Source organism: Francisella adeliensis, from assembly GCF_003290445.1.
GTDB classification, from domain to species: Bacteria; Pseudomonadota; Gammaproteobacteria; order Francisellales; family Francisellaceae; genus Francisella; species Francisella adeliensis.
The window spans coordinates 810854-835369 of record NZ_CP021781.1; the positions used below are offsets into that span (position 1 = coordinate 810854).

The window sequence follows — 24516 nt, forward strand, 5'->3', positions numbered from 1 at the left end:
AAATGGATAACAAAATTATAGAATCTATAGCTTGGCAAAAAATGGATAATTTAGTTCCAGCTATTATTCAATCAGCAATTGATAATAGTGTCTTAATGCTAGGTTATATGAGTAAAGAATCTTTAGAAAAAACTTTAGAAATAGGCAAAGTAACTTTCTATAGTCGTAGTAAAAAACGTTTATGGACTAAGGGCGAAGAAAGTGGTAATTTTCTTGAGTTAAAAGATATAGCTATCGATTGTGATAATGATTCTATACTTATCAAAGCTATACCTTATGGCCCAACTTGCCATACTGGAAGTAAATCATGTTTTACTAAAAATGAAGAGAATAGCTCTTTGTATATAATCGATAAATTAGAAAAACTAATAGCTGAAAGAAAAGATTACTTACCTGAGAATAGCTATTTAACTAGTTTATTCAAAGAAGGCTTACCACGAATCGCTCAAAAGGTTGGCGAAGAGGGTGTGGAAGTTGTGATTGCTGCAATGAAACAAGATTCTGATGATGAGTTAATTTCTGAGACAGCGGACTTATTATTTCACTTATTAGTTTTGCTTAGAGAGAAAAAAGTTTCTTTAGAGCAAGTTTGTCAAAAGTTAGTTTCTAGGAATAGTGCTGGTTAGCTTAAATAAGAGGTTGGTTTTACCTTAAATATCATCATACAGCCAAGTAGATAAATATCTCTCACCACATGATGCTAATATTACAACTATCATCTTGTCTTTATTTTCTTCACGAGCAGCTAGTTTAATAGCTGCACATAAAGCAGCACCTGATGAAATTCCTGCTAAAATTCCTTCTTCTTTTGCTAATAGATGTACATATTTTTTTGAATCATCGTCGGATACTTTGATTACTTCATCGATTACACCTATATCTAATGTTTTAGGAATAAATCCTGCTCCAATACCTTGGATTTTATGTGGACCTGACGGTTCTCCTGATAAAACTGCAGAACCTTCAGGTTCTACAGCAACTGCTTTTAGTGACGACTTAACTTTCTTTAGAGTACTAGCAATACCTGTGATAGTACCTCCAGTACCAACAGCAGAAACTAGTAAGTCTACTTGTCCATCTGTATCCTCCCATATTTCTATAGCAGTAGTTTTACGGTGAGCTTCTGGATTCGTTAGGTTATTAAATTGCTGAGGCATATAGTAGTTAGAGCTTGACTCTGTAATTTCAGTAGCTTTTGCAATAGCACCTTTCATGCCATCTGCTCCAGGAGTCAGTATGATTTTAGTTCCTAATGCTTTCATAATTTTTTGTCTTTCTATACTCATTGTATCAGGCATTGTAATAATTAATTCATAACCTTTACTAGCAGCCACAAAAGCTAAGGCTATTCCTGTATTACCACTTGTAGGCTCTATAATCGTCATACCTTTTTTAAGTACACCAGATATTTCAGCACTCTCAATCATCTCAGCACCGACTCTATCTTTAACACTTGACATAGGATTAAAGTACTCAAGTTTTGCGACGATATTTCCTGGTAAATTTTTACTGATTTGCTCTAATGAAACTAGAGGAGTATTTCCTATAAGTTCTATTATGTTTTTAGCAATTTTAGGCTTATGTTTTCTGTTCATGTTAGTTCCTGTGTTTTATATACCCAAACCATCTTCGAAAGTTGTTTGTTTATATTTTTGTTGGTAAACTCGGCTTTTTGGAGCAATATCTTTTGTTATAGATACATTTGCACCTATTATACTTTCTCTACCGATTGTTATATCACCTAAGATTGTAGTATTAGAATATATGGTTACATTATCTTCAATATTTGGATGACGCTTTATACCTCTAATCACTTCATTGTTCTCATCTTTTGGGAAACTTTTTGCACCTAATGTTACACCATGATATAAAGTGACAAAATTCCCAACGATACATGTTTCACCAATCACAACACCAGCTCCATGATCTATAAAAAAACTTTCGCCAATTTTTGCTTTTGGATGTATGTCTATACTTGTTTTTTCATGTGTTTTTTTTGATATCATTCTTGGTAATATTGGGATATTTAAATTATCTAATGCATGTGAGATGCGATGCATCATGATAGCGTCAATTCCTGGGAAGCATAATATGATCTCAACCTTATTGTATGCAGAAGGGTCTCTTTCGTAAGCTGATTGAATATCTTTCTCAATGAGTTGCTCAATAGTTGGCATTACTGTCATAAAATCGTCTGTAGTTTTCTGTATAGCACTAAGTTCTTGTTTCTCACGAATAAACAAGTAGAAGGACTCAAGTAAATTACATAACTGACATCTAAGATCTAGCTTTGATTTATCTAGAGTTATTAAGGGTATTTTAGAGACATTATGAGTAAGAATATTTTTAGCATTGTTTAAAAAAATATCTAAATTTAAATGCAATATATTTGTTTTATCTTTTGGATTGCATGTATCATGATTTTTTATCATATTAGTTACTTATTTGCTTTTCAAAACCTATTATCAAATGATAATGAAGTTTATGCTATATTCAACAGATAATAGTTACTCAGTTAACGTTTACATGGAGTAGCTCAAAAGTTAGTTTCTAGGAGTATTTCAAATTAATAATTGTTTATCAAAACTAATCATTTCCATTTAGCTATAGCAGTTGAATTAGTTTCCATATAATGTAAAACTAGTCTTTAATAATTTGGGATGAATAACGTTAAGTAAGCGTGATATTAAGAGATACATAATATATGGATATAAAAAAAATTCTAGAAGATAGCAATATTTCTAGTGCTTGTTTGAAGCAAGCTAATATTAGTGAAAAAGAATTATTAGAAATTATAAGCGATTATCTGAGTAGAATTGATGATTTTAAAAGTACCGCGAGCTATCTAGCAAACACTTTACAGCAATGTGATAATGTTCATTCTGTTAGGTGGCGTGTGAAAGATGTTACTCATCTTTTAAAAAAAATAGTAAGAAAGAAAAAAGATAGAAATAAGAAGTATATTAATATATCTGTAAATAATTATTTAGAAATAATTACAGATTTAATAGGGATAAGAGCACTACATTTATTTAAAAATGAGTGGGAGGATATATATCACTACATTAATCAAAAGTATGAAACTCATGAGAAGATAGTTTATGTTAGAAAGGGTGATAATGAAGTTTCTGAACATAAAGATTGTGAAGTAAAAGAACATCCAATTGGGTATCGCTCGACTCATTATGTTATTAAAGCCAAACCATTAAAAGAAGAAATATTTTGTGAAATACAGGTAAGAACAATATTTGAAGAGGGTTGGAGTGAGATTGACCATAGAGTAAGGTATCCTGATTTTTCAGACGATAAATCAATACTACATTTTTTAACTGTCTTTAATAGATTTGCCGGTAGTGCTGATGAAATGGCTAGTTTCCTTAATAATTTGGTAGTGACATTAAAAGAAGAAAGAGTTAAGCAAAAAGTTATAAACAATAGCAATGAAGCTAGAATAAGTAATTTAAATGATGAAGTCGAGCATTTAAAAATACAACTTAAAGACATGAGTTCTAACAAGGTAGTGTTATCTGATAAAAAGGCTGTTAATCAAGATTTTGACAATTTATTTTCCAGAATTGCAAATATTCAAAACTCAATAAAAACAATAAGTAATAATGATGCATCTAAAGCTGTTAATGATTTTGGTTTGCCAGTTATAAATGCTGATATTTTGGCAAGTGCTTTACAAGATACTGATGTTTTATTTAATGCTTCTAAAATTCTTGAAGAGTTGTGTCCTGATATAAATATAGATGAAGTAACAAAAAGTATTGAACTTACTGATACAGATGATAAAGATCAGGATAAAGAGTAATATCAGAATTAAAAATGAGTAAATGTTGGTAAATAAAATATTATAATAAATTTTTTTGAAATATTTAATTCTGTAAGGAGTTTAGTAAATCTTTATCCATTAAGTGACTTGGTAATACATTCGATAATGAATTTAAGATATTGCTAGGTACTTTTGGATTATCTAAAGCTAATTCTTTGATTAGGTTTTTAACTTTTTTTCTTTTTAGATTTTCTTGAGTTCCACATAAATTACATGGGATTATTGGGAATTGCTGTTCTTTAGCAAATTCTATCAAGTCTCTTTCTTGAACTAACGCCATTGGCCTAATTACAGTATTTTCACCATCTTGGGTAATAAATTTTGGTGGCATTGATTTTATTTGCCCTTGATAGAGTATCGACATTAGTAATGATTCAATCAAATCATCACGATGATGTCCTAGAATTATTTTATCCATTTTATGTTCTTTTGCATAACGGTAGATATTACCACGACGCATACGAGAGCATAATGAACAGTAAGTTTTACCTTCTGGAATCTTGTCGATAACTACACCATAAGTATTCTTAGTCTCAATCTCATAACTTACGCCTAAATCATCAAGATATGCACGAAGCTTGCTATCATCCCAACCTGGTTGAGATTGGTCTAGTGTATATACATGAAGGTCTATGTCATAGACTTTATCTTTGATTAGGTTTGTAAGTACTTTAAGTAGCCCAAAAGAGTCTTTACCACCAGATAGGCAAAGCATAATCTTATCGCCTTTATTAAAAAGCTTATAGTCAGCCACAGCTTTAGTTATATAGTGGCGAAGTTTTTTCTCAGTTTTTGAAATAGTATGCTTAGACATATTAGCGTTGAGCCTTTTTGAATAATCTATCTTTTTCTCTGGCCCAGTCTTTATCTTTTTGAGCATCGCGTTTATCGTGGAGTTTTTTACCTTGTGCAAGAGCTATTTCAATTTTTACATTAGAACCTTTCCAGTACATCGCAAGTGGTACACAAGTGAAACCTTTTTGTTCAATTTTGCCCATAATTTTATCTATCTCACGGCGGTTCAGTAGAAGTTTTCTTGATGCTGTTGTATTTGGTGTAACATGTGTAGAAGCTGATAGTAGTGGGGTGATTAGGCAGTTAAAAAGCCAAGCTTCACCTTTACGTACATGCACATGAGTATCTACCATTTGCACTTTACCTGCACGAATGCTTTTTACTTCCCAACCTTGTAAAACTATACCAGCCTCAAATTTCTCAAGGATAGTATAATCATGAAATGCTTTTTTATTCCTAGCTATAGTTGCAGGAGAAACCTTTTGTTTACTCATAACTTTATTATTTTTTGTAAAAGATATACAATGTAACGCTATATACTATCAGTAAAAGTGAAAAGAATAAATAAATGAATAAAGTTAATAAATCATCAGTTGTAAACTATACAGCTGAGCAGATGTATGATTTGGTAAACGATATTAGAAGTTATCCTGAGTTTTTACCGATGTGTGAAGATATTGAGATGATCGAAGAGGGCGCAACTGAAAAAAAAGCCTGTTTGAAAATTAAATCTGGATTTGTGAAGTTAGATTTTGCTACCCATAATACGATGATAAAAAACGAGCATATCCATCTTAATCTAGTAAAAGGACCATTTAAGACTCTTACAGGTGATTGGGCCTTTGAACCATTAACTGAGAATACTTCAAAAGTTTCTTTAAATATGGAGTTTACATTTGAAAACAAGTTTGTGGAAATGGCATTAGGACCTGTATTTAAAGGTTTAGCTGAGAAGATGCTAGATGCTTTTTGTAAGCGTGCAAAAGAGGTTCATGGCTAGTGAAAGTAGAAGTTGTATATGCACTTCCTGATGAGCAGGTTATATTTAAAATAGAATCTCAAAATACAACTATGACTGTTGAGGATGTTATCAAGGAATCTGGATTATTAGATAAATACTCTCAGATAGATTTAATGCATTCTAAGATTGGGGTATATGGTCAAATTGTAGAGTTGAATCATTCTGTTACTGATAAAGACAGAATCGAAATATATAGAGAATTAACTATAGATCCTAAACAAGCTAGAATGTTACGAGCTGAGCAAAAGCGTAAAAAAGAAGGTCTTAGAGGATTTGGAGCGTAAAAAAAAAGTAGCAGTTATTGGGGCAGGTTTAGCAGGATGCTCAGTAGCTTATGAGTTGAATAAGTTTGATGAGTTAGATATAACAATCTTTGATAAAAATGATGATGTCGCTCAAGATGCTTCGGGCAATTATGCAGGGATATTAGCTCCAAACCTAACAGCTGATAATAATTATTCAGATCAATTTCATACTTTAGGCTATCAGCTACTCGTTGATTTTATCAATCAATATAAGAGTAAGATTAATACTTGTAGTAAAGGAGTTATACAGCTTCTTACAGATGAAAAAGAGATTTTACGGTATAAAAAGATTTTTACAAAAAGAGATATTGCTGATGATTTAGCACGACTCTTAGACAATAAAGAAACGACAAATCTTCTACAACAAAAAACAACTTATCAATCAGTATATTATCCAAATGCACTATCTCTTGAACCTAGAAGTCTATGTCGACTATGGTTAGAGTTATCACAAGCAAAGCCACAACTTAATACAAGTCTTATAAGTATATGTAAGCTATATGATAAAGAATATAGCTGGAGACTAGATTTTGGTAATACTATACAAGATTTTGATATAGTAGTTTTTGCTGGAGGATGTAAACTTTTTGAAAATACTCCTTATTTAAAAGATATACCTACTTTTGAATCACACGGACAATTAACAGTAATAAATAGGGCTTATGATATATCTCATACAGTTATGGATAAAGGCTATATAATTCCAGGCTACAGAAATAATTTTCAAGTGATTGGTGCGACCTTTAGAGATAACAGTGATATGACTGGAGATATTCGTAAGGTAGATGATGAGTTTAATATAACTCAGATTTCATCAATGCTTGATAAAAGTTGTGATGTGTCTGTAGTTCAATCGCGAGTGGCAGGGCGTTGCGTGACTTCTGATCACCTTCCGATAATTGGTAAACTTGCTGATTATATTAAGTTTAAAGAAGATTTTTATAAACCACTATCAAAAGGCTACCCTAAATCAAAAATACCAAAAGTTGAGTATGAAGATGGCTTATATCTAGCTTCAGGATTTGGGTCTAAGGGGTTATGTTCATCATTATTATCAGCAAAAATAATCTCCGCTCAAATAACTAATACAAAAAATATAGTTTCAGATAAGCTTCTAAATGCTTTATCTCCACAACGATTTTGGCTTAGAAGTTTCAAAAAAGGTGTTAAACACTAGCTAATAGTTATACTTTTTTGGTATATTAGACAGATAAGTAATCTAGAAACACTATCATTTATGAAAAAAACATTTACAACTTTGTTGTGCTCAGCAATGCTTTTTCCGGGTTTATCAATAGCAGCGCCAGTACCAAGTGGTTATGACTTTATTCCAGTTCAAGAGGAAATGCAGATAGCTCAACCAGTTACAGAGAAGCATGGAATGGTTTCATCTCAAGAAGCTTTAGCTAGTAAAGTGGGAGTTAATATTTTAAAGCAAGGTGGTAATGCTGTTGATGCGGCAGCAGCTGTTGGTTTTGCTTTAGCTGTGACTTTACCTAGAGCGGGTAATCTTGGTGGTGGTGGATTCATGATTATTCACCTAAATAAAAATGATAAAAATATAGCAATTAACTACCGTGAGAAAGCTCCTTCAAAAGCATCTCATGATATGTACTTAAATGACAAGGGTGAAGTTGATTATAATAAAGTCTCTGGCTCATATAGTGCTACTGGTGTTCCGGGTACTGTGGCAGGTTTGATTGATGCTCAGCAAAAATACGGTAAATTAAAGCTTGCTCAAGTTATAGAACCAGCTATTAAGTTAGCAGAAGACGGTATTCCTGTAACTTATGATCTACATCAATCATTGGAGACTGCTAAACCTTGGCTAGCAAAATCACCAGAAGCAATGAAAACTTTTTATCATAAAGATGGTTCAGCATATAATGTCGGAGAGATTTTAAAACAGCCTGAACTTGCTCATAGTTTGAAGCTGATTGCTAAAGAAGGTAAGAAAGCTTTTTATGAAGGTGAAATTGCTCATAAGATTGCTGATGCTATGGCAAAACATGACGGTTTGATTACATTAGAAGATTTGAAAAACTATGATGTTCAAGAGATGAAGCCGATAAAAGGAGAGTATCGTGGTTATAGTATTTACTCAATGCCACCTCCAAGCTCTGGAGGTGTTATCTTAATTGAGCTCCTGAATATATTAGAGAATTTCCCATTAGCTGATTATGGTAATAATAGTGCTAAAACTATTAATCTTATGAGTAATGCAATGAGCTATGCTTATAATGACCGAAACTCAGATCTTGGAGATCCAGATTTTGTGAAAATGGATATTAATAAGTTCTTGTCTAAAAAGTATGCAAAACAAGTAGCAGAAAAAATAACGACAGATAAACATATACCGAGTAAGGATATCAGTACTGTTGATCCTGAAGATCGTGAGAAACTGCAAACTACGCAGTTTAGTGTGGTTGATAAGGATGGTAATATGGTATCAAATACCTATACGCTTAATTACTCTTATGGTAATGGCATTATTGCACCAGGTACTGGTATTTTCTTGAATAATGAAATGGATGATTTTGCTGCAAAAGTTGGTGTTGCTAATGTCTTTGGGTTGGTTCAAGGTGAAGCTAATACTGTGGCTCCAAATAAACGACCTCTAAGCTCTATGACTCCGACTATAGTTTTAGATAAAGATGGTAAACCATTCTTAGCTACAGGCTCTCCTGGAGGTAGTCGAATCATTACAACAACTCTGCAAGTTATTTTAAATATGATTGATTACAATATGAACTTACAATCAGCAGTAAATAACCCTCGTATACATAGCCAATTATGGCCAGAAGAGCTAGGTGTAGAGCAAGGTATATCTATAGATACTATTAATTTACTTAATAAGATGGGTAATAATGTCATACCTTATGCAGCTATGGGAGCAGCTGAATCTGTAAGCTCAGATGGCCAATATGTCTATGGTGCAGCTGACCCAAGAAGAGCAGGAGCTTTAGCAGTGGGTTATTAATAACTGCTTAATAAAATTTTGCCATATTTATTATTTTGTTCTATATTATCAACCTCATAAAATGCCTGATTGAAGTTATCTAAATTTATATTCTTATAAGCAGGTAAATATAGTTTATGACGAGTTATGTAGTTAATAAACTGATTCAGTTTAGCATTACGAAATATTGTCCCCACTCTTTTTTCCCATTCTTTCAAAAAAAATCTTTCAGGGGTAATTTTTTTATCATAAAAAAGATTAGATATCTTTTTTGGGTAATTAGTCATGGACAAACAACCATATATTATAAACCTACCATTGTTAGAAATTGTTTCTAGTAATCTAGCACCATCAAGACCCCCTACAGCATCTAATGCTATATTTGGCAAAGGGATATTATTTTTAATAATTTGTTCTTGTAGAGATAGTTCAGAGTTTATTACAAAGTCAGCACCATAGTCATATAGGCTATTTGAGGCTTTACTGCTTGTGACAACTATAATTTTATAATTCAAATACTTTGAAAGCTGAATAAAAAATTTAGCTATTGATGAATTACCAGCATTTATTATAACTATTGCATCTTTAGAAATATTTATTACTTCAGTCAAAATTACCCAAGCGGTTAAGCCATTTATATAGCACTGTACAGCAATATTATCAGGTATTTCCTTAGGTAATTTTATTAGTTGTTGAGGTGTGGTATCTATAAATGTTTGCCAAGTACCTGATGCCATAATTAGAACTCTATCACCAGCTTTATATTCTAGTTTTTTCGAACCCATAACAATACCAACTCCTTCAAAGCCTGGAACTCTAGGAGTAGGATGGTTATAACGGTATTGCCCCTCACCATATAAAGATAAAATATCAGAGGGATTGATTGTTCTAAGAACAACTTTAGTTAATACATTTGTATAATCAACTAATAAAGTTTCTTTTTGTTCTAGAGTATCGTTAGGATTACCGTAGCTTTTTTGTTCAATATATTTATTAAGAAGCATAATGATAGTATTAGCCTTTTACTCTTTTCTATTACTTGGTGCTGCAGAACTCCCTGCAAGTATTCCTCCATCAATATTTAACTCAATCCCTGTAACATATTTTGACTCATCAGATGCTAAATACAATATCGCATAGGCAACATCTAGAGCTTCCCCCATTATTTTTAAAGGAATATCTTGAGAAATCACCTTGATAGCATTTTGTTTTTCAGTCTTATCTTTCGGTAACATTTCATCCCACATTGGCGTTAATATAGCCCCAGGGTGAACAGAGTTACAACGAATATGATAATTCATATCTGCACAATATAAAGCAACTGATTTTGTATGATTACGAACCGAAGCTTTACTTGCTGCATAAGCTACAGCTTGAGGTATGCCGACAAGCCCAGAGCGAGAGGAGATATTAACGATACTACCACCTTTTTCTTTCATGAGCTTAATAGCATATTTGCAGCCAAGAGCGACTCCATTAGAGTTAACAGCATGGATTTTTTCCCAAGACTTCATGTTTAAATCTTCAGGATTGTGTGGGCCTGCACTTTCAATAAACCCAGTGATTCCAGCATTATTAATTAAAATATCAAGCCTACCAAATTCAGATTTAATATATTGTGTGACTTCTAACCAATTATTTTCATTGCTAACATCTAAATGTTTATATATAACATCGTTAGATTTAATATTTTGAACAGTGTCAGCACCTAAAGTATCATTTATATCAGATGCTATAACAATGGCACCTTCTTTAGCGAATAATTCAGCAGTTGCTTTACCGATACCTCTAGCTGCCCCAGTAATTAGAGCAATTTTATTATTTAGTCTTTTCATAGTAGGATAAATTAAGATTATAGAAAGTAAAGAGTGAAAAATTAAGAAAAGTTATTAACCACCACGACCAGCTTTTTTACGACCACTTTCTGTTAGATGTTTTTTACGCAATCTAATATTTTCAGGAGTGATTTCTACAAGCTCGTCATCTTCAATAAACTCTAAAGCATATTCAAGAGTAAGGTTGATAGGTGTAACTAAAGCTACAGCTTCATCTTTACCAGAAGCACGCATATTTGTAAGCTGTTTACCTTTTGTACAGTTTACAGTAAGGTCATTGTCACGATTATGTATACCAATAATCATACCCTCATAAACTTCTGTATTATGAGTTACAAACATCTTACCACGCTCTTGTAAGTTAAATATTGAGAACGCAACAGCTTTACCAGTATTTATAGAGATAAGAGTACCGTTTTGGCGAGTTTCTAATACTTGCTTTTTAACAGGGCCATAATGGTCAAATATCTTGTTCATAATACCAGAACCAGATGTGATAGTTAAAAACTCTGTGTAAAAACCAATCAAACCACGCGATGGAATTATAAACTCAAGTTTTACACGACCTTTACCATCAGGTTCCATATTTTTAAGCTCACCTTGACGCAGACCCATTCTCTCCATCACAACACCTTGGAAAGTGTCATCAACATCAATAATAGCTTGCTCAAATGGTTCGTGCATTACGCCATCAACTTCTTTGAAGATTACATGAGGGCGAGATACTGCGATTTCAAAACCTTCTCTACGCATGTTTTCTAATAAGATAGAAAGATGAAGCTCACCACGACCAGAAACTTTAAATTTATCAGCATCATCAAGTTGTTCAACGCGTAAAGCCACATTAGTAAGAAGCTCTTTATCAAGACGATCTTTAATTTGGCGAGAAGTTACAAATTTACCTTCTTTACCAGCAAATGGAGAATTATTTACTTGGAAAGTCATGCTGATAGTTGGTTCATCAACAGAAAGCTCAGGTAGAGCTTCTACTTTATCAGGGCTACATAGAGTATCTGATATGTTTAAACCTTCCATACCTGTTATACATACAATATCACCAGCTTGAGCTTCAGGTACTTCTACACGGTCTAAGCCCATATATCCAAGTACTTGTAATATTCTACCATTACGAGTCTTACCATCTTTATTTATAAGAGTAATAGGAGTGTTTGTTTTGATCTTACCGCGTTGGATACGACCGATACCGATAGTACCTAAGAAATTTGAATAATCTAAAGATGAAATTTGCATTTGGAAAGCACCATTTTCATCAACATCAGGTGCAGATACATTATCAACAATAGCATGAAATAAGTCATTCATGTCTTCTTTTTGTTCACCTAACTCATTCGTAGCCCAACCATTAATAGCTGAAGCGTAGATAATAGGGAAATCTAATTGTTCATCAGTTGCACCAAGTCTATCAAAAAGGTCAAATACTTGATCAACTACCCAGTCAGGTCTTGCACCATCACGGTCAATCTTGTTGATAACAACTATAGGCTTTAGACCTTGAGCAAAAGCTTTTTCTGTCACAAAACGAGTTTGTGGCATAGGACCATCAACTGCATCTACAAGTAGAAGTACTGAGTCAACCATTGAAAGAACTCGTTCAACTTCACCACCGAAATCAGCATGGCCTGGAGTATCTACGATGTTAATATGGTAGTCATTCCATTTTAAAGCAGTATTCTTAGAAAGAATAGTAATTCCTCTTTCTTTCTCGATGTCGTTAGAGTCCATAACTCTTTCAACTTCTGGGCCACGCGTATTAAGCGTACCAGACTGTTGTAATAATTTGTCTACAAGTGTAGTTTTACCATGGTCTACATGGGCAATAATTGCAATATTTCTTAGATTATCTATCATTTAGTTACCGTTATTTTGATTAAATTTGAATAAATCACAACAATTATAGACTAATAACGATCAAAAGTACCTAAAAACTTACAGACTTTAGTGTGACAATAGTTTTTTGTTTTTCTTGTAGCCGTATAAAAACACATAAAGTGTTAGTATATTAAAAAACATACTGATGAAACCATGTAAGGGGTATACATCAAATTTTAGCATTAGGAAGATATTTATGGTAACAAGTTGAATAGAGTATATAGCATTTATTAGTAAGCCAGAAACATAGCCAAATGCTAGTAGTGCTGCTCCTATATATACAGATATGCCAAAAATAAGTCCAATATAATTATAGATGTTATTATCGAAAAGAACGTCAGTAGGAATTGTTAGATAGTCAAAAGCTAGCATTAAAATTGTTGTGAGAATTATTAAACAACACACTAATAAAATGTTTTTTGTATTTATTTTTTTAGGTTTTACTTTTATATAGTTGTAAATAAGTATCGCAACTAAAGATAGTAGAAGATCATGAGAATACATCGGTAGACTGCTTAAGTATTCTGTGATTTGAAAGTTAGATAAATTTATAAACTGAAAAGATCCAGCTAAAGTAGCTAAAAAGTAGAAAATCCAAGCAGATCTTTTAAAGTTGATGATTTTAATAGCAAAAATTAAACCAAAAGTTAACGAAGCAAATTGTAAAAAATAGAAGCTAGAGTTCATTTTATATAGTAATTATTAAATTATATCTGGATTATATCTACTTAAAGTTAGATATTCTATAGTGTGGAGTAGTAATAAGAAGCTTAAATTCTTTAGTGAGATAAAAGTTTTTTATTTTTATTATAACCATAGATAAAAATAGTAAAGCATAAAATGTTAATAGCTACTGTAACATAAAGTGTTGAGCTATAGAAATTAAAGCTAATACTAAAATAAATATTCATACAAGCCATTTGGATCGATGAAATAGCATTTAATAGCAGCCCTGAAATATATCCAAATGCTAATAATACACTACCGACGTATACAAGTATGCCAAAAAAATCAGATATTAGCATTAGAATGTTGTATGTAGGTGCAATAGCTAGGTTTATATAAGTAAAAAATAACATGAGTATCACCGTAAGAATTATTATGATACTAGCTTGTAATATTGAATCAGATGTTATTTTTTTAGGTGAAATATTTGATTTATTAGCAATAATTATAGCTAATATGGGTAGAGCTAAATCAGGAAAGAAAATCATTAGGTTGTTAAAAATATTGCTAATACTAGGATTATTAAAAACAGAAAAGCTTATAAATCCAATAAAAGTAGCTAGGAAGTAGAAAACCCAAGCAGATCTTCTAAAATCAATAATTTTAATAGCAAAAGTTAAGCTAAAGATTAACCAAGCAAGTTGAAAAAAAGAAAGATAGATACTCACATCTATAGAAGAGTGCAATATAAATTAGTACCTATTATAAACATTCTATATTCATGAATCAATTTTATAGAAGTATTTTAAATATTTTACAAAGTGTATAAACATTACTTACCAATACAAAAACTTGAAAAGATTTCACCAAGTAAATCATCAGATGTAAACTCTCCGGTGATTGAGTTTAGATATTCTTGAACTATTAGAAGTTCTTCAGCAAGAAGCTCACCATTACCAAGGTTTAGCTGATCTTTTGCTAGGTTAATATGCTCATAAGCATTATTTATAGCATCAACATGGCGCTCTCTTGCTGTATAAATACTTTCATTTTGAGCAGTGTAACCAACTTTTTTAAGTATATGTTTCTTTAATTTATCTACACCAATATTGTGTTCAGCAGATATATATATATGATTGTCATCATTTCTAGGTGTTTGTTTCAGTAAATCAATTTTATTATGGACGAAAGTTATGTCTATATCTTTAGGTATTTGATTATAAAACTCAGGGATAATATCTTTGATATCACTGAACTTAACATTGCTATTAGTATAATCATCTGTCACAAACAAAACTTGGTCGGCTTCTTGGATTTTCTTAATAGCTCTTTTTATACCTTCACTTTCAATTAAGTCATCACTATTTCTAAGCCCAGCAGTATCTATAATGTGCATTGGCACACCATCTATTTGAATATGTTCTTTAACTATATCACGAGTAGTTCCTGCAATAGAGGTGACAATAGCAGTATCTTTACCTGCTAAAGCATTCAATAAGCTAGACTTACCAGCGTTTGGTTTACCAACTAATATAAGAGTTATTCCTTCTGTGAGAAGAGCTCCTTGCTTGGTACTATTTTTTACATCAAGTATTTTTGTGTAGATACTATTAAGGCTGTCATGTATTTTTTTATCTTGCAAAAAGTCAATTTCTTCTTCTGGAAAGTCTATAGATGCTTCAACATACATTCTCAAATAAATAAGTTTTTCTAATAAGGAATTTATTTCTTTTGAAAAATCACCCTGTAATGATTTTGCTGCAGACTTTGCAGCTATTTCAGATGAAGCGTTGATAATATCTGCAACTGCTTCAGCCTGAGTTAGGTCTAGTTTATTGTTTAAGAAAGCACGCTCGGTAAATTCACCAGCCTTTGCCATTCTAGCACCAAGTTCTACAGTTGCTTTTATAATTAGGTTAAGTATAAAAGAGTTACCATGTGCTTGGATTTCAACGACATCTTCACCAGTATAAGAAAATGGAGATTCAAAAAATATAGCAATACCATTGTCTATAATCTCATCACCATGAAAAAGATTACTAAAAGTTGCATATCTAGGACTAAGTTTTTTTTGAGTAAGATTGTTAGATATTTCTAAGGCTTTAGGCCCTGAAATTCTAATGATGCCAATTCCACCATTACCTTGAGGAGTTGCGATAGCAACTATAGTGTCTTTACTGTACATTGAGATTAGTGTAACTGTTGGTTGTTTTGATTATCTTGAGTGAATGAGTTTTCATCTTCTTGATCAATTACTCTACCTTTTTTACCTTTGGCATTTTTAAAGAAATCAGGGTTTTGTTTCATAATCTTCCTTTTAACAACAAGAGAGAAAATCATGAAAAATATTATTATAAATACAAAAAATGGTGCAAGTAGAATAAAAGCAAATATTCCTATGGCAATCATAAGAGCAGAGCTTAGAATTTGTTTTACATTTAGGTTCATGGCTTTTAATTGTAGCGTTTAGCTTGTATAATGATTTTACAAGTATATCACTTCGGTGAATATTTTAAATAGGTCGGTTACAAAACTTTAAGCTGACTAAATCTAAAAAAAACATGGAGATTTTATATGAATATACAAATTACTGGAAGACATGTAGAAGTTACAGAAGCGATTAAAAACTTTGTGGATGAGAAAATAGGAAAAGTTAGCCAATATTTTGATAACATAACATCTTCAAAAGTTATATTGTCTGTAGAAAAAGATACTCAAGTTGCAGAGGTTATTATTACAGTTCCAGGATCGGAGTTTGTTGCAAAAGCTGATGATAAGGATTTATATACTGCTATTGACTTAGTGGAAGATAAAATTGCTCGTCAATTAAGAAAGCACAAAAATAAGCTTAGAACAAACCACGGTGAATAGTATCATTCATAATTATTTATTTAATCTTACATTATTTTCAAATGAATCTTCGATCTCTTCTTAATAAAAAAAATATTAGTTTAAATCTTAATATAGAATCTAAGAAGAGGCTTGTAGAGCTTTTTGCTAATAGGTTAGCGACTAATTATGAAAATGTTGAAGAAGATAATGTTTTAAGTAATTTATATAAAAGAGAAAGGATTGGCTCAACATATATAGGCAAGAATATCTATATGCCTCATTGTAAGGTTGATGGATTAATTACTACGAAAATTGTGATTTTCACATTAAAAAATAGTTATTATGATGATTCTGTTGACGATCATATAAAAACGGCTGTAGGTGTGTTTTTCCCACATAAAACTTCGGAAATTCATACTGAGCTTTTAAAGCAATTAGCTCATTTTTTCAAAAAAACAGATATATTAGACAATCTTGAGCAGATAAAAGATATAGATACTCTATTTAAACTAATTATAAAAGATAGTGATAATGACTAATAACTCAAAAAATATACTAAATAATATCCGTATTGTTCTAGTTGAACCATCACATAACGGTAATGTTGGATCAACAGCTAGAGCAATGTTAAATATGGGACTTACTGATTTATACTTAGTAAATCCTCGTAAGCCTATTGATGATGAAGCTATTGCATTATCTTGTCATGCGACAGAGGTTATTAAAAATGCGACAGTTACACAATCATTAGAGCAAGCTTTGGAAGATGTTGATTTTGTTGTCGGAACTAGTGCTAGAGTTAGGAGAGTGTCTTTACCAATCGAGTCAATCTCAACTGTAGCATCTAGTGTTTTAGATAGAATTAATACATCAAATCATAAAATTGCAATTCTATTTGGACGTGAAAGAACAGGACTTTTAAATGAAGAGCTATTGATGAGTAACGTTCATGCTTATATTCCATCTAATGAAGGATATACATCTCTAAATCTCGCTCAAGCTGTGCAACTAGTAGCTTATGAGATTTTTAAGCAAAGTATACTTTGTACAGATTCAAAAGAAGTGCCTGAATATAATCATTTACATAAAACTGCAAGCGTTAATGAAAGACAAGGGCTTTATGATCACTTTGAGAATACAATGGTAGATTCGGGGTTTTTAGATAGTGATAATCCAGGTCATGTGATGGATAAGCTTAAAAGACTATTTCAGCGTACAGATTTAGAGTCGCAAGAAATAAATATTCTAAGAGGCTTTTTAAGCTCCCTAAATACTAAGGAAGACAAGTGATAATCCTAGGTATAGATGAAGCAGGCAGGGGACCTTTATCTGGCCCTGTAGTAGTTGCAGGTGTTATTTTGAACCCAGATGAACCAATAGATGGCCTTGGAGATTCTAAAAAACTAAGTGAAAAGAAACGTCATATTTTGTATCATGAAATAATAGCTAAAGCTAAAGCATATTCGATAGTGGAGATTTCACCAGCAGAAATAGATAAGTTAAACATTCTTCAAGCTACACTAACAGGCATGAAAAGAGTTGCTGATAATCTAAAGGGGCAGTTCGATAAAGTGCTAGTTGATGGTAATAAACTGCCAAAATGGGACTATACTTCTGAGGCTATAGTAAAGGGTGATTCAAAGGTTCAAGAAATATCTGCAGGATCAATATTGGCGAAAGTTTATCGAGATAACATCTGTTTGTTACATGATACAATATATCCTGAATATGGTTTTGCAAGACATAAAGGGTATCCAACTAAAGAGCATCTAGCTAATATTAAAAAATTTGGCATTATAGATATATATAGAAAAAGTTATAAACCCATATTTGAGCTACTAGAAAAAAATAAATTATAATTCTTTACAGGGTGAGTAAGTAATATGTTGTATAAATCTGAAAATATCCAAATAAGAAATGCAAATAGAGATGATATAAAATTCATTCTGGAGTTGGAAGGTGCTCCTAAAAATTCTTTATATATTGGTCAGTGGGACTATAAACAGCACATTCTAGCATTGGAAAGTGAAGATATTAAATATTTTATTATTCAAAATGATTTATCTCAAAAATGTGGTTATGCAATATTAACTGATTTGCAGAATAATAATAACTCTATTCATATTAAAAGAATTGCTATCGATCCTTTAAAGAGTAATAAGGGATATGGAAAAAAAGCTTTTAAACTAATATTAGATTGGATTTTTGAAAACACTCAAGCACACAGAGTATGGTTGGATGTTAAAGACTTTAATGCTAGGGCTATTCATATATATCAATCTAACGGGTTTGTAATAGAAGGTATTTTAAGAGATTGTGAGTTTAGCAATCTCAAAAAAGAATATGAATCATTTTATATAATGTCTATACTCCGAAGAGAATATGAAGAATTAAAATGTGAATGTGCAAAGTCAGTCAAAAAATAAATATAAAAGACAATAGGCTTTCATTATTATGTTAAGTTACTATAGTGGATTTAGTTTAAAACAATAAGTTAGGTTTTAGATGTCTGAAAAAAAATTTGAGCAATATTACACTGCAGGTAAAAATTTAGGCTTATTTACTTTAACAGCTACTCTTGTGATGACAGAGCTTAATACTTCGACCTTGATAGGCTTTTCTAGCTTAGGTTATATTTATGGTTTATCTGCTATTTCTTTGGGCTTAGTTTTTCTTTTTGGCTTGCTATTTTATGCTATTGTTGCTGCAAAGAAATGGAAAAATTTTAATGCAATAAGTGTTACAGAGTTTTTCTCAAAACGCTATAATGCTAAGTATGCTTTATTCGTAGCTGTATGTTTGTGGGTCGCGATGTTAGGCTTTGGAGCTAACTTTATTCACTCTATAACTATTTGTTTGAATGAAGTATTTCCAGAATACAATAAGTGGCTCTTAAGTGGTGTAGCCTGTTTAGTTATGGGATTATTTACTATCAAAGATGGATTAAAAGCTATCGTAAAGATAGATAGAATTAGTTTTGTTTTTTGCTTTTTGTTTTTTCTATATCTATTTTATAGTATGTACAATATGAGTTTTGAAACACTAACTACTCAAAATAATCCAAGTGTTGCTATACCAAAATCCTTTATACTTTCATTAACAATAATTACAGCTTTTACATATATATTGTCACCATGGTATGGGCAAAAAATATTTTCAGCTAAATCACCTAGGGTTGCATTTTATTCTGTTGTTTTAACATCTTTTATAGTTGGCGGTTTATACGCTATAGCAGTATTTGCAACTGCTCAGTACAGAGAAGTTACTTTAGGAATAAATCCAGATTCGGCACTAATAAGCTTGGTTACACAATTGTTTCCTTTTTATGTGCAGTTTATGTTTTATGTGCTTTTGTTTTTTATAGCTTTAACAACAATTGCTGCTTTATGGAATACTATGGCATCAGTATTTTTTGCTCATGTGTCAGGAGTTAGAAGTACAAAGAAAAGTATAATAGTTGTGATTACTATAGCTTTACTGAGCTATGTTATTGCAAATGGTTTTATAGACCAAGTTTTAGATAAAATGCTGCTTTTCAATATCCCAATAGCAGCATTAGCTTTTAGTTTACTGTATGGTTTTTATGGTAGCAAATCAAACTTAGTAGGAGCAATATTAAGTACCGTTGTAGGCATTATAAGCTCATTGATATGTTATTTACTTTTAGATCAAGAAACATTTGTGCTTTATTGGGCTGTATTATGTATACCACTTAGCTTTATATTTGGATATTTACCCACATTTTTTATAAATATAAATACTAAGTAAGTATGAAACTCTTGGATACTTTATTTACTAACTAAAATTATGTACCAGATTTATATTTAGTGCATAAAATGAGTTAGTAAGAAAAGAATAAAGTTATTTTAGAGTATGGATATCAATCAAAAGATAAGACATTAGCTTCTTCAGTTTCTCCTATTTTTTTAGGGTTAACTGATTCATCATCTTCACCTTCATTCACACTGATCCCATAGCCAAATTCACGAGCATATATGCCTTGCTCTGTTTCTCTTGAGAAAACTTCAAGAATAGCTTCTACTGGTATTACAAGAGACATCAGTTCACCATCGAATGTTGCATCAAAAGTGATTTGCGTATCGCTGATGTTTGTATTTAGAATAGCTTGAGGGGATAAATCAAGAAGAATTTTTTTATCCTCATCAATATAGTTTGCAGGGACTATTACACCTTCATATTCGGTATCAACTAAAACATATGGTGTAAAACCATGATCTACTAACCAATTATATGTAGCCTTAACTACATAAGATCTAAGCATAGCCATAATTAAGCTCCTTCTTTGATTGTCTTTATGAAGTTTGGTTCATTAAAAAGATCTTTTATCTCGGCAATGAGATTTTTATCTTTTGTTGGTATAGCTATTTTTAATTTAATAAAATAATAAAAAATAAAAGTTATTATCAGTGTTAAAACATTAACATTTTGAGCATCAGGATTGCTTTCTGCGTTAATTTCTCTTTCACTGACAACAGTCTTATAGGTACTTACAAGATCTTTTTGCATTACTTTTTTTATTTCATTAGCTTCTTCTTCACTTAAATTTTGTTCAGAGAGCTTAACTATATTTTGAAGATATTTTTTGTTCACATATTCAAGAAGTATACGCGCATTAGCTCGTTGTTTCGGAAATACTGGAAACATTGGAGGAAATGGGTATAAGTCTTCTACGGCCTCAATAAGTACTGCAAGTCTATATACTGCAAACTCATCAGTTGTTAGAGTAGGGATGTTGCAATTTGGAGTAATGATATTTAGTTCTTCAAGGTGCTTAGAGTTTTCTTCTTTAGAAACATCAATAAACTCAGCATTAGCTCCTTTGATAAGAAGAATCGTGCGCACTATATCGCTATAGATATCATCCTTTTTTGTGTATAAAACCAAAGGTTTATCCTCCTAGTAAATAATAAAAAGAATAGATATTGAAAAAATAATATAATAGATATATTAACGCTTAGAGAACTGTCTTCTTCTACGAGCTTTTCTAAGACCAGGTTTTTTACGCTCAACTTTACGAGAATCACGAGTTACAAAGCCAGCTTCACGAAGAGAAGGTTTAAGATCTTCATCAAACTCAATAAGAGCTCTAGTTACACCAAGGCGAATTGCACCAGCTTGACCAGTAGTACCACCACCTTTAACTGTTACTTTGAAGTCAAAGTTTTCAGCATTTTCAGTAAGAACTAGAGGTTGCTTAACAATCATGCAATCAGTTTCACGACATAAATACTGCTCTAATGGAAGACCATTAACGATAAATTGACCAGTACCTTTTTTCATAAATACACGAGCTACAGAACTTTTGCGACGACCTGTACCATAATTATAATCTGACATTTTTACCATCCTTTATTTAAATTGTGTGAGCTTTTGGTTGTTGAGCAGTATGTGGGTGATTTTCACCAGCATATACTTTTAACTTTTTGTACATAGCACGACCAAGAGGTGTTCTTGGCAACATACCTTTAACAGCTTTTTCAATAGCTCTTTCTGGATGGCTTGCGATTAGTTTATCAAATGATATAGATTTAATACCACCGATAAAACCAGTATGATGATAATAAGTTTTATCTTTTCTTTTGTTACCAGTTACAGCTACTTTTTCAGCATTTACGATAATAACATAATCACCTGTATCCATATGTGGAGTATATTCAGGTTTGTTTTTACCTCTTAAGACCATAGCAACTTCTGTAGCTAGACGACCTAAAGTTTTATCTGTAGCATCAATCAAAAGCCATTCTCTTTTGATGTCTGATGGTTTTGCAGTAAACGTTTTCATCTTTTTTCCTTTGATTTATTGTTGTCAATTACTCAGTTTTAGCAAAAAATTTATTACTTGCAAGTTTATAAGCTTGCGTCCATTGAATTTTTTAGCACACCATATATTACATTTTTTTAGTCTGACTATCAAGTAATTAGGTGTTTTTGTTGCAGATAAGTTTACTTGCTTGGTAGTTTGATCTTCTGATACAATTTTCAATAGCTAATCTATCAAAGAAATTCCCCGTTATAAAAAGATTTTTATGTTTTGTAAGAGCATCCTCTAAATCTTTTATGAAAATATCATGGTTTTTGTTATAACAAGGGAGTGAATTCTGTTTTGTATGAGAGTGAATTATGTCCTTTGTTGATATGCCCAATACACCTGCAGCTTTATTTCTAATATTTTTCATTTCTAGGTTAGGCTGTGATTTACAGTGAAATACAATAGCTCTTAGATTTGGATGCTTAATTACATCGCGAGATACAGCGGAGTAGAAAAATTGTTCTTTACCTATCAAGCCAGCAATGTTTTTTATGTGCTTCAACTTATCTTTTGATACTACTATGCCAATGCTTGTTAGATGAGACATTTTAGGGGAGTATTGGTGGCTTGCTATGCTTGGTAATATTTCAGAAATTAGATTTTTAGTTATATTCCATGGAGTTGCTAAACAAATATTTTTCGCGTTGTAGGTGGCGTTGTTTGTTGTTATTATCCATTGTTTGTCATCAGTTTGAGATATTTTAAAAACTTCTCCTTTAACTAAGTTGACATTAGAGTTTTTAAATAAGTTAGATAATCCATCTTTAAAGGTAAAGCTTCTTGGGAAAGATGTATCTCGATCATATTTTTTAAATAAATATTTCATAGGGAAATCATCGCTATCTTGTGATAGCACAGCACTAAAACAATATTTAAAAGTATTATCGTAGTTCTTTTTGCCAAAAACTTGGGAAGCATACTGTTTTACAGTTTTGTCATCTTTTGAGATTTTTCTATTAAATATATAGCTTGGAACCAGAGTTAAGTAGTTGAGGTTGCTGAAAATGCTCTGGATTTGGTTTGTGGGCATTACCATTAAAAATGGTAGTTTTTTACGAGTAGCAATATCTTGCTGTATTTTGTTTTTCTTAATAAACTCTATGGTGTCTGAATAGGAGTTATATATTGTGTGGGCACCCATTTCAAACCAAAGGTCGTTGTATTTAGCGCTATAAATACATCCACCTATTTGCTCTTTTTCAATTACTATATTTTCAATGTTTTTTTTGGTAAGTTTTTGAGAAAAGCTTACACCGGATATACCTCCGCCGAGAATAACAGTATTAATTTTTATCATCTTTGCCTATATTTTCTTTGTTTGGGAGTAGAATCCATAATTTGCCTTCATTATTCATATGACCAGCATTGTATTCGGCTTGTTTACCGTGTCCCCAAAAGACATCTCCTCGGACAGCACCTAAAATTGCTCCACCAGTATCTTGGGCTATCATAAGCCTATTTAACGGAGATGTTTCTTCATGATTATTTTTGTAATAGTTTGTTTCGAGCCACATTGGAACTCCATAAGAATGAAATTTATCATCTATGGCTAGTGAGTAACCAGGAGTAAGCTCAACACCTTGAGCGCCAATTGCATTTTTGGCATTTAGATATCTAAAGAATACAAATGAAGGATCATAATTTAAAACTTTGTCAATTTGTCCCTTATTGTTTGATAGCCACTCTTTAATAGATTGCATAGACATATCTTTTCTAGATATATAGTTCTTATCAAGGAGGTATCTACCAATAGGTTCATACTTATGACCATTTTGACTATCATAACCAACCAGTATATCTCCACTATCAGTCTCTATTCTTCCAGAGCCTTGTATTTGCAAGAATGTTCGATCAACTTTTGATTTAACCCAAACGAGTACATCTTTTTTGCTATAAAGGTTTCCCTTGGATATTTCTGCTCTAGTATAATATGGAATAAATTTATCTCCCTTATATCGGCCATATTTAAAATCATCACCATCAGGTATTTTCACTAAATCTTTTGGGGTTCTATATATTGGTACAGTATATTGGAGTGTCTTAACCAAGCTTCCTTTCATAGTTGGCTCATAGTAGCCTGTAAAAGTTCCTGTATCATCAGAATTGTAGATTATCTGAAAAGGGGTGAAGTTTTCTTCAAAAAAAAGTTTTGCTTCTCCTTTGCTCTTTAGCTTTGTTACTATAGCCTTGTTGCAAACACTAATCCAACTTTTATATTTTGGCTTATTTTCTTCTAGTATTTTTTTACATGACTTCTTAAATGCATTAAATGATTTAAGCTGATTAGCATTATCCCAGTTTTTAAAGTCAGCAAATGATTCTGGCTTATACGTTATTTTATGCGAATTTTTTTTAGTAGGTGTCTGTTCAGGTGGTTTTTTTTGTGAGAAAGTAGAGCAACTAGTAAGGCAGCTAGAAACAGTAATCGCAGTAGATACAAGTATACTTATCTTTTTAATAAGTTTCATTAGAACATTACCTTATAAATTTTCAATTTATTACTTGAAAAAACAGATGTTAAACACAATCTAGTAAATTGTAGTATTAA

The 24516-nt window shown here is 31.8% G+C and carries 29 protein-coding genes; 13 read left to right on the forward strand and 16 right to left on the reverse strand.

The window, feature by feature from the left end:
- Positions 1 to 2: 2 nt before the first annotated feature.
- Positions 3 to 626 carry a bifunctional phosphoribosyl-AMP cyclohydrolase/phosphoribosyl-ATP diphosphatase HisIE gene (gene hisIE, locus CDH04_RS03950; RefSeq protein ID WP_112869784.1) on the forward strand — a complete coding sequence of 208 codons (624 nt, stop codon included), beginning with the start codon at positions 3 to 5 and terminating at the stop codon, positions 624 to 626.
- Positions 627 to 650: 24 nt separating this feature from the next.
- On the opposite strand, the gene cysK is transcribed toward hisIE, so the two are convergent.
- The gene (gene cysK / locus CDH04_RS03955; protein ID WP_112869785.1) at positions 651 to 1595 is read right to left on the reverse strand and encodes a cysteine synthase A; all 945 of its coding nucleotides are present in this window, start codon (positions 1593 to 1595) and stop codon (positions 651 to 653) included.
- A 15-nt stretch (positions 1596 to 1610) separates the two neighbouring features.
- A complete protein-coding gene (gene epsC / locus CDH04_RS03960) occupies positions 1611 to 2432 on the reverse strand; it encodes a serine O-acetyltransferase EpsC (protein ID WP_112869786.1) in 822 nt (273 codons plus the stop codon).
- 272 nt (positions 2433 to 2704) lie between these two features.
- On the opposite strand from epsC, the gene CDH04_RS03965 reads away from it, so the two are divergent.
- The gene (locus CDH04_RS03965; RefSeq protein ID WP_112869787.1) at positions 2705 to 3814 is read left to right on the forward strand and encodes a RelA/SpoT domain-containing protein; all 1110 of its coding nucleotides are present in this window, start codon (positions 2705 to 2707) and stop codon (positions 3812 to 3814) included.
- A 64-nt stretch (positions 3815 to 3878) separates the two neighbouring features.
- On the opposite strand, the gene ttcA is transcribed toward CDH04_RS03965, so the two are convergent.
- Together ttcA and smpB are read right to left on the reverse strand one after the other, a co-directional pair.
- A complete protein-coding gene (ttcA, locus tag CDH04_RS03970; protein WP_112869788.1) occupies positions 3879 to 4649 on the reverse strand; it encodes a tRNA 2-thiocytidine(32) synthetase TtcA in 771 nt (256 codons plus the stop codon).
- Position 4650: 1 nt separating this feature from the next.
- Entirely contained in the window at positions 4651 to 5124 is a 474-nt protein-coding gene (gene smpB / locus CDH04_RS03975; RefSeq protein WP_112869789.1) for an SsrA-binding protein SmpB, read from the reverse strand.
- 74 nt (positions 5125 to 5198) lie between these two features.
- Between smpB and CDH04_RS03980 the strand changes: the two genes are divergently transcribed.
- Genes CDH04_RS03980 through ggt form a run of 4 tightly spaced genes read left to right on the forward strand, consistent with a single transcriptional unit; the run spans position 5199 to position 8936 of the window.
- Positions 5199 to 5630, forward strand: coding sequence for a type II toxin-antitoxin system RatA family toxin (locus CDH04_RS03980; RefSeq protein ID WP_112869790.1), 432 nt, complete (start codon positions 5199 to 5201; stop codon positions 5628 to 5630).
- The gene (locus tag CDH04_RS03985) at positions 5630 to 5935 is read left to right on the forward strand and encodes an RnfH family protein (protein WP_112869791.1); all 306 of its coding nucleotides are present in this window, start codon (positions 5630 to 5632) and stop codon (positions 5933 to 5935) included. Before CDH04_RS03980 ends, CDH04_RS03985 begins: the two co-directional genes overlap by 1 nt.
- On the forward strand, positions 5925 to 7133 hold the full coding sequence (gene mnmC1, locus CDH04_RS03990; protein ID WP_112869792.1) for an FAD-dependent 5-carboxymethylaminomethyl-2-thiouridine(34) oxidoreductase MnmC1: 1209 nt from the start codon (positions 5925 to 5927) through the stop codon (positions 7131 to 7133). The genes CDH04_RS03985 and mnmC1 overlap by 11 nt, the downstream gene beginning before the upstream one ends.
- Positions 7134 to 7193: 60 nt before the next feature.
- A complete protein-coding gene (gene ggt / locus CDH04_RS03995; protein ID WP_112869793.1) occupies positions 7194 to 8936 on the forward strand; it encodes a gamma-glutamyltransferase in 1743 nt (580 codons plus the stop codon).
- Here the strand turns inward: ggt and CDH04_RS04000 are convergent.
- The 6 genes from CDH04_RS04000 to mnmE all read right to left on the reverse strand — a co-directional run bounded on the left by CDH04_RS04000 (position 8933) and on the right by mnmE (position 15491).
- Positions 8933 to 9919: a zinc-dependent alcohol dehydrogenase family protein gene (locus CDH04_RS04000; RefSeq protein WP_112869794.1), complete on the reverse strand. Its 987-nt coding sequence runs from the start codon at positions 9917 to 9919 to the stop codon at positions 8933 to 8935. The two genes, ggt and CDH04_RS04000, sit on opposite strands and share 4 nt — an antisense overlap.
- A gap of 18 nt (positions 9920 to 9937) precedes the next feature.
- Positions 9938 to 10750 carry an SDR family oxidoreductase gene (locus CDH04_RS04005; protein WP_112869795.1) on the reverse strand — a complete coding sequence of 271 codons (813 nt, stop codon included), beginning with the start codon at positions 10748 to 10750 and terminating at the stop codon, positions 9938 to 9940.
- A 54-nt stretch (positions 10751 to 10804) separates the two neighbouring features.
- The gene (gene typA / locus CDH04_RS04010; RefSeq protein ID WP_112869796.1) at positions 10805 to 12619 is read right to left on the reverse strand and encodes a translational GTPase TypA; all 1815 of its coding nucleotides are present in this window, start codon (positions 12617 to 12619) and stop codon (positions 10805 to 10807) included.
- Between the two features lie 87 nt (positions 12620 to 12706).
- Positions 12707 to 13327, reverse strand: coding sequence for a hypothetical protein (locus tag CDH04_RS04015; protein WP_112869797.1), 621 nt, complete (start codon positions 13325 to 13327; stop codon positions 12707 to 12709).
- 92 nt (positions 13328 to 13419) lie between these two features.
- Positions 13420 to 14052, reverse strand: a complete 633-nt coding sequence (locus tag CDH04_RS04020) for a hypothetical protein (protein ID WP_112869798.1) — start codon at positions 14050 to 14052, stop codon at positions 13420 to 13422.
- Between the two features lie 86 nt (positions 14053 to 14138).
- Positions 14139 to 15491, reverse strand: a complete 1353-nt coding sequence (gene mnmE, locus CDH04_RS04025) for a tRNA uridine-5-carboxymethylaminomethyl(34) synthesis GTPase MnmE (protein ID WP_112869799.1) — start codon at positions 15489 to 15491, stop codon at positions 14139 to 14141.
- Positions 15492 to 15644: 153 nt separating this feature from the next.
- Between mnmE and CDH04_RS10030 the strand changes: the two genes are divergently transcribed.
- The 7 genes from CDH04_RS10030 (at position 15645) to CDH04_RS04060 (ending at position 19906) form a co-directional block, all read left to right on the forward strand.
- Positions 15645 to 15776, forward strand: coding sequence for a hypothetical protein (locus CDH04_RS10030; RefSeq protein ID WP_265575281.1), 132 nt, complete (start codon positions 15645 to 15647; stop codon positions 15774 to 15776).
- A gap of 104 nt (positions 15777 to 15880) precedes the next feature.
- Entirely contained in the window at positions 15881 to 16177 is a 297-nt protein-coding gene (hpf, locus tag CDH04_RS04035; protein ID WP_112869801.1) for a ribosome hibernation-promoting factor, HPF/YfiA family, read from the forward strand.
- A 41-nt stretch (positions 16178 to 16218) separates the two neighbouring features.
- Positions 16219 to 16677 (forward strand): PTS sugar transporter subunit IIA, encoded by a 459-nt coding sequence (locus tag CDH04_RS04040; protein WP_112869802.1) that lies wholly within the window; start codon positions 16219 to 16221, stop codon positions 16675 to 16677.
- A complete protein-coding gene (locus CDH04_RS04045) occupies positions 16670 to 17428 on the forward strand; it encodes an RNA methyltransferase (protein WP_112869803.1) in 759 nt (252 codons plus the stop codon). The genes CDH04_RS04040 and CDH04_RS04045 overlap by 8 nt, the downstream gene beginning before the upstream one ends.
- Entirely contained in the window at positions 17425 to 17997 is a 573-nt protein-coding gene (rnhB, locus tag CDH04_RS04050; protein ID WP_112869804.1) for a ribonuclease HII, read from the forward strand. Before CDH04_RS04045 ends, rnhB begins: the two co-directional genes overlap by 4 nt.
- Before the next feature lie 24 nt (positions 17998 to 18021).
- Positions 18022 to 18564: a GNAT family N-acetyltransferase gene (locus tag CDH04_RS04055; protein WP_112869805.1), complete on the forward strand. Its 543-nt coding sequence runs from the start codon at positions 18022 to 18024 to the stop codon at positions 18562 to 18564.
- Positions 18565 to 18643: 79 nt separating this feature from the next.
- Positions 18644 to 19906 (forward strand): sodium:solute symporter family transporter, encoded by a 1263-nt coding sequence (locus CDH04_RS04060; RefSeq protein WP_112869806.1) that lies wholly within the window; start codon positions 18644 to 18646, stop codon positions 19904 to 19906.
- Positions 19907 to 20018: 112 nt separating this feature from the next.
- Here the strand turns inward: CDH04_RS04060 and mglB are convergent, their stop codons facing one another.
- From mglB to mltA, 6 genes are all read right to left on the reverse strand, one after another.
- Positions 20019 to 20426 carry a transcriptional regulator MglB gene (gene mglB / locus CDH04_RS04065; RefSeq protein WP_112869807.1) on the reverse strand — a complete coding sequence of 136 codons (408 nt, stop codon included), beginning with the start codon at positions 20424 to 20426 and terminating at the stop codon, positions 20019 to 20021.
- Positions 20427 to 20428: 2 nt separating this feature from the next.
- Complete coding sequence (gene mglA, locus CDH04_RS04070; protein ID WP_112869808.1) at positions 20429 to 21043, reverse strand: transcriptional regulator MglA; 615 nt, start codon at positions 21041 to 21043, stop codon at positions 20429 to 20431.
- A gap of 63 nt (positions 21044 to 21106) precedes the next feature.
- Entirely contained in the window at positions 21107 to 21496 is a 390-nt protein-coding gene (gene rpsI, locus CDH04_RS04075; protein WP_112869809.1) for a 30S ribosomal protein S9, read from the reverse strand.
- 16 nt (positions 21497 to 21512) lie between these two features.
- Entirely contained in the window at positions 21513 to 21941 is a 429-nt protein-coding gene (gene rplM / locus CDH04_RS04080; RefSeq protein WP_112869810.1) for a 50S ribosomal protein L13, read from the reverse strand.
- A gap of 136 nt (positions 21942 to 22077) precedes the next feature.
- Positions 22078 to 23265, reverse strand: a complete 1188-nt coding sequence (locus CDH04_RS04085) for an NAD(P)-binding protein (protein ID WP_112869811.1) — start codon at positions 23263 to 23265, stop codon at positions 22078 to 22080.
- A complete protein-coding gene (gene mltA, locus CDH04_RS04090) occupies positions 23252 to 24436 on the reverse strand; it encodes a murein transglycosylase A (RefSeq protein WP_112869812.1) in 1185 nt (394 codons plus the stop codon). The genes CDH04_RS04085 and mltA overlap by 14 nt, the downstream gene beginning before the upstream one ends.
- Positions 24437 to 24516 lie beyond the last annotated feature (80 nt).